The sequence below is a fragment of the Trebonia sp. genome (assembly GCF_049794275.1).
Lineage (GTDB): Bacteria > Actinomycetota > Actinomycetes > Streptosporangiales > Streptosporangiaceae > Trebonia.
Genome location: NZ_JBARCR010000802.1, coordinates 1 through 4,973, shown reverse-complemented (window position 1 = coordinate 4,973; position 4,973 = coordinate 1). Strand labels below are relative to the sequence as shown.

The following is a 4,973-nucleotide window of genomic DNA, read 5'->3' as shown; positions in this document are numbered from 1 at the left end:
GTCGAGCGCCTCGAGCGCCGCGCCGCCGCCCTTGGCGAGGTACTCGCCGGCCCGCTGGGCGCGCGGCGAGTCGACCTCCGCGCTGCCCGGCCGGTACTTGCCGGTCAGGAACCCGCTGGCCAGCGCGTAGTAGGGCAGCACGGCCAGGTCCCACTCGTCCGCGATGGGCGCGAGCGTGCGCTCGTAGTCCCGCTCGACGAGGTTGTAGTGCGGCTGCAGCACCGTGAATTCGGCGAGCCCCAGCTCGCGCTGCAGCCTGAGTGCCTCGGTCAGCCGCTCCGGCGAGTAGTTGGAGGCGGCGACGTGCCGGACCACCCCGTCGGTGACCAGGGCGTCGAACGCGCGCAGCGACTCCTCGAGCGGCGTCTCCTGATCGTCGTGGTGCACGTAGTACAGGTCGACGTAGTCGGTCTGCAGCCGGTCGAGGGAGGCGTGCGCCTCGCTGCGGATATTGTCCGCCCGCAGGTTCCGGTACCTGGGGTCACGCCCGCCGCCGACCTTCGTGGCGAGCACGATCTGGTCGCGGTTGCCGCGCTCTTTCAGCCAGCGCCCGATGAGCGTCTCGGACCGGCCGTGCTCGACCAGGTAAGAGTTGGCGGTGTCGACGAAGTTGCCGCCCGCCTCGGTATAGGCGTCGAGCACGGCGCGCGACTGCTGCTCGTCGGCGGTCCACCCGAACACGTTGCCGCCCAGGCAGAGGGGAAAGACGTCCAGGTTCGTACGGCCAAGGGAAACCATGCTGCCGAACCTATCAAGGGCGGTGTGCCACGATCCCCGGAGCGGGAGTCGCCGCGCGGATCACACCATCAGTCACAACAGACTCATCCGTCACAGTCGAAGATCAGTCAGCTGACCGATGTCTTGCACCGCAACTTGCAGAAGTATTTGTGCTGCAACGAGAACTTGATGAGGATCCGCCCGGCGCTCGGTCTTCCCCGCGGGCAGCCGGAGCGCGATCCGCAAAGCCCCTACCGGCCAACTGAAGGAACCGCATGAACGGGATTGCGACGCGTCTTCCTATCGACTTGCAGCGGTGCCGTTTCCTCTCCAGCGAGCCTGTGACCAGCGCCAGCACGTACCTCGCGGCTGGGGACACCGGTTCCTGCGACGCACGGCACGTGCGGTCGACGGCGACGAGCCGTGGTCCCCTCCGGTGCGGGTACGCACCTGGCCCTGGCACTGGGCCAGATCCCCATGCTAGCCGGCGGACGCCCGGCTGAGCAGGGCATTTGACGTGCCCCAGCGGGTCGCGTCCGGTTCGTCCCGATGCCGCAACGGGCAGCCGGCCGCGATCCGCCGGGGTGCAGACGTGGGGACGGTGAGCCGTAACGCCCCCGGCGGTTCACCGTACTCACGGCACGCGCCCGCGCAAGCCGCGGCGCGGCGGCCGCAGCGATGCCGCGAGCCGGCACCGTACGCTGGGCTCTTCCGCCAGCCCGCGAACGGTTCAGCCGACGACGAGGCAAGCTGCGGCGACGCGGCAGCGGAGGGTCCCCCCGGGCCATCGGGAAGGACCCTCCGCTGTTCTCGCGATGTGAAGCGTAACCTGCCGAAACTGTCGAATTCTCCCAGCTGAGCGCCGCCAAGGAAAGCGTGCCACTCGTCCGGGGTGAACCGGAGAACCGGCCCTTCTGGGTCCCTGCTGTTGCGCACGGCCACGCCGCCCTCTGAGAGGTTCGCCACTTCGACACAGTTGCCGTTGGAGAAGCTCAGCGAGCTCTTAACCCAGTGAGAACCTGAACCTGGCCTTTCTTCATTAGGCCTTGCCATGTCGCCCCACCTCACTGATTGCTGATTGTGCCTGGAATTAATTAACGAACAAATGACAACAGTGCGTAGTGTAAGGATTACGTACTGCTGTCGCTATATTCCATAGGCTAGCAGACAACACTTGTCCCGAGAGTCCTGCTTGTCCCAAATAGCCCTAGCGCACATTAGGCACCGATTACTCGTAAAACCTCGTGAGCTTCAAGACATGCCGTAGGCAGCAAGTATCCACAGCATGCATGTGCGTAACAAGTGTGCGCCCGCTCGCTCTGCTAACGCCCCAGCCAGCGCGATTCCGCCGTCTCGAGGATGAGCGCCTTGGACGCCTGCGGGTCGAGCGCCGCCTCGGCGAGCGTATCGAACGCGATCCGGTGCAGGTACGTCTCCCGCTCCCCCTCCAGCGTGAAGCCACTGCGCATGTGCTCGGTGGCGACGACGTCCTGCAGCATGGCTTCGCTGTCTGCGCCGAAGCCGAAAATCACGAAGGACTCGCCGAAAACCCGGTGCTGCCCGTCGAGGGTGAGGACCTGCATGGTCACGTTCGGCCGCTCGGCCACCTTGGCCAGGTGCTGCAGCTGCTCGTACATCACGACGTCATCGCCGATCCTGCGCTGCAGGACCGATTCGTCGAAGACGACGGAAAGCTGCAGGTCGGCACGGTCGATCGCCTGCTGGCGGCGCATCCTGACCCGGACGAGCCGCCCGATCATGCCGGGCGCGACGGGCTCAATCCGGCTGTAGCTGCCGATGATGTGCCGGGCGTATGCCTCCGTCTGGAGCAGGCCCGCGACGACGTCCACGTGCCAGATCGCGATGGAATTCGCCTCGTGCTCCAGGCCGATGAACTGCTTGTAGTCCTCGGCGAGAACGTCGGAGGAATCCTCCCACCAGCCCTTATGGGTGGCGTCCTCGGCGAGCGCGAGCAGCAGCGCGCGGCGCTGCCCGGTGACCTGGTAATAGGAGAGGAGCCGTTCGACCTCGCGCGGCCGCAGCCCGGTCTTGGCCCGCTCGTACCTGCTGATCTTGGAAGGCGACCAGCCAAGCGCCGCGGCGACCGATTCCCCGCTCCTGCCCCTGGACTCGCGGATTTCCCGCAGTTCGGCAGCAAGCCGCCGACGGCGCACCGTGGGGCTGCCTGGCTCGGTCATCGGGCACCCCCTTCTTCTGGTGCCGCGCGCGTGAACGGCTGGCTCAGCTGAGCCGTCACGCAGATTGCACGGAAATCCGCTATGAAACCCTGAGTACATCGTACACTCACCCAGCGCGACCGAAGCTTCTTTTGTGACATGAGGCACCGCCGATTCATTCAGCGACCGCTGATACGGGCCTAGGCGCGGGGTGCCTGTCGCGGAAATCCACTCCGCTGTGCTGCCTGTATAGAAGGCTGGCGATGGTGACAGTGGTGAAAGAATGGGACTGGAGTTGCGATGAGTCGAGGGGCATCAGCGGGAGCGTTATAGAACTGAAATAGGCACTTCCCGGTGCCCATGAGAACGGCCTGCCGCGGATTGGGGGATTCGGCGGCAGGCCGTTAGTCTTGCGATCTGATTGTCTCAGGCGTGCATGTAAACCATCGGTTTCGCGGCTGCCACCGCGACCACGGGGGTGCTGGACGTGAACGCGGCCACCGCAGGCACCGTCACGCCGGCAAGAACGGACCCGGCAAAGCCGAGTGTCACGAGAGGGGAGATGATGGCTCGCCTTATGCGCATGATTCCTCCATGGCATAGATACAGCTCAGCAGCCTTCACCTGGCGTCAGCGGCCCGCAGACGCATCGACAGTGATGTTCTTGATTTGCCAGCGTTCGGCTCTTACATGCACTACGGTAAATCGCTATGCTGACCGTATCAATGACAAAAACCGGCATAACATATTGCGTTTCCGCTTTATGTGAAAGATTCATTTAGCGATGCGATAAAATTGTCGGCACTCGATGCCGTGCAAACTTCCATGCAAATTGCATCGCAGAGTGCGCCACGGGTCTGCCAGTTACCATCGGCGAGCCGAGGATTTGCCGAATTAATGTCCGAAAATGGTTTTCCTGTTCCGGGGATGCCGCAGGTAGTAAAGTCTGTGCCATGTCTCCGGTGACCGCGGCCGCCGTGCTGGTCGGCCGCGACAACGAGCTGGCCCTCCTCGATGGGCTATTAAGAGAAGCCGCCCGAGGGCGCGGTGCCGCGGTACTGATCGAAGGCGAACCGGGCATCGGCAAGTCTGCGCTCGTGCACGCGGCCGTGACGGCCGCGCCGGATGCCGGGTGCCAGGTCTTCTGGGGCGCCGGGGACGAGCTCGGCACGGCGCTGCCGCTGCTGCCATTCCTTGACGCGCTCCAGGTCCGCGAACCGTCGGTCAACGCACGGCGCAATACGATCGTCGGGCTGCTGCGCGGCGAGATCGCCGCCGACAGGGGTGCGGACGTGCCCGCGACGCTGGCCGAGCAGCTGCTCGCGCTCGTCGCGGAAGAAAGCGCCGTGCGGCCGGTCGTCCTGGTCATCGATGACTTGCAGTGGGCCGATCCGGCGAGCGTGACGCTCTGGGGCCGGCTGGCGAGGACGGCGCGCCAGGCCCCGTTGCTGCTCATCGGTACCGCGCGCCCGGTCCCGCACCGGGACGACCTGCTCGCGCTGCACCGCCTCGCGGGCGACGATGGCCGGATCCAGCTGACGGGGCTCGCCGAGCCGGCGGTGGCGGACCTCGTGGCTGTGCTGGCCGGCGGCAGGCCGGATGGCAGCCTGCTCAGGCTAGCCGAGGGAGCGGCGGGCAACCCGCTCTACCTCACCGAACTCGTCGCCGCGCTGATGCGCGGTTCGAACCTGACCCTGACGCCAGCGGGTACGGCGGCGCTCGCGGACGGGACCGGCCTCGGCGGCCAGCCGGGCAGCTCCGGTTCCGGCTCCATCCCTGGCTCCCTGTCCGCGGTAATCGCGGACCGCCTTGGTTTCGTCACCGGCCCGGTCCGTGACGTGCTGCGGGCCGCGGCGCTGCTCGGCGTGGACTTCGAGATCTCCGACCTGGCGATCGTGCTCGGCCGCGGCCTGCCGGACCTGCTCCCTGCGGTTGACGAGGCGCGCGTGGCCGGCGTGCTCGCCGAATCGGGCAGCAGTCTCGGCTTCAGGCACCCGATGATCCGCGCGGCGCTTTACGAGGAAATGCCGGCCGCGGTGCGCGCCGCCTGGCACCGTGACGCGGCCCGCGCCCTGGCGG

5 protein-coding genes are annotated in these 4,973 nt (G+C 66.4%); 1 reads left to right on the top strand and 4 read right to left on the bottom strand.

What is annotated here, in order from left to right:
* From WA805_RS20995 to WA805_RS20980, 4 genes are all read right to left on the bottom strand, one after another.
* A partial coding sequence (locus WA805_RS20995; protein ID WP_425243175.1) for an aldo/keto reductase occupies positions 1 to 738 on the bottom strand: 738 nt, incomplete at its 3' end.
* A gap of 459 nt (positions 739 to 1,197) precedes the next feature.
* On the bottom strand, positions 1,198 to 1,770 hold the full coding sequence (locus WA805_RS20990) for a DUF397 domain-containing protein (protein WP_422288530.1): 573 nt from the start codon (positions 1,768 to 1,770) through the stop codon (positions 1,198 to 1,200).
* Positions 1,771 to 2,039: 269 nt separating this feature from the next.
* A complete protein-coding gene (locus tag WA805_RS20985; RefSeq protein WP_424563852.1) occupies positions 2,040 to 2,915 on the bottom strand; it encodes a helix-turn-helix domain-containing protein in 876 nt (291 codons plus the stop codon).
* A 405-nt stretch (positions 2,916 to 3,320) separates the two neighbouring features.
* Complete coding sequence (locus WA805_RS20980; RefSeq protein ID WP_422288528.1) at positions 3,321 to 3,479, bottom strand: hypothetical protein; 159 nt, start codon at positions 3,477 to 3,479, stop codon at positions 3,321 to 3,323.
* Between the two features lie 368 nt (positions 3,480 to 3,847).
* Between WA805_RS20980 and WA805_RS20975 the strand changes: the two genes are divergently transcribed.
* Positions 3,848 to 4,973 (top strand): ATP-binding protein (locus WA805_RS20975; protein ID WP_425243174.1); only part of this gene is annotated, 1,126 nt, incomplete at its 3' end.

Bases quoted from the DNA above. Each gene is read 5' to 3' on its own strand.
- WA805_RS20990 (WP_422288530.1), bottom strand. From the start codon at position 1,770: ATGGCAAGGCCTAATGAAGAAAGGCCAGGTTCAGGTTCTCACTGGGTT.
- WA805_RS20985 (WP_424563852.1), bottom strand. From the start codon at position 2,915: ATGACCGAGCCAGGCAGCCCCACGGTGCGCCGTCGGCGGCTTGCTGCC.
- WA805_RS20980 (WP_422288528.1), bottom strand. From the start codon at position 3,479: ATGCGCATAAGGCGAGCCATCATCTCCCCTCTCGTGACACTCGGCTTT.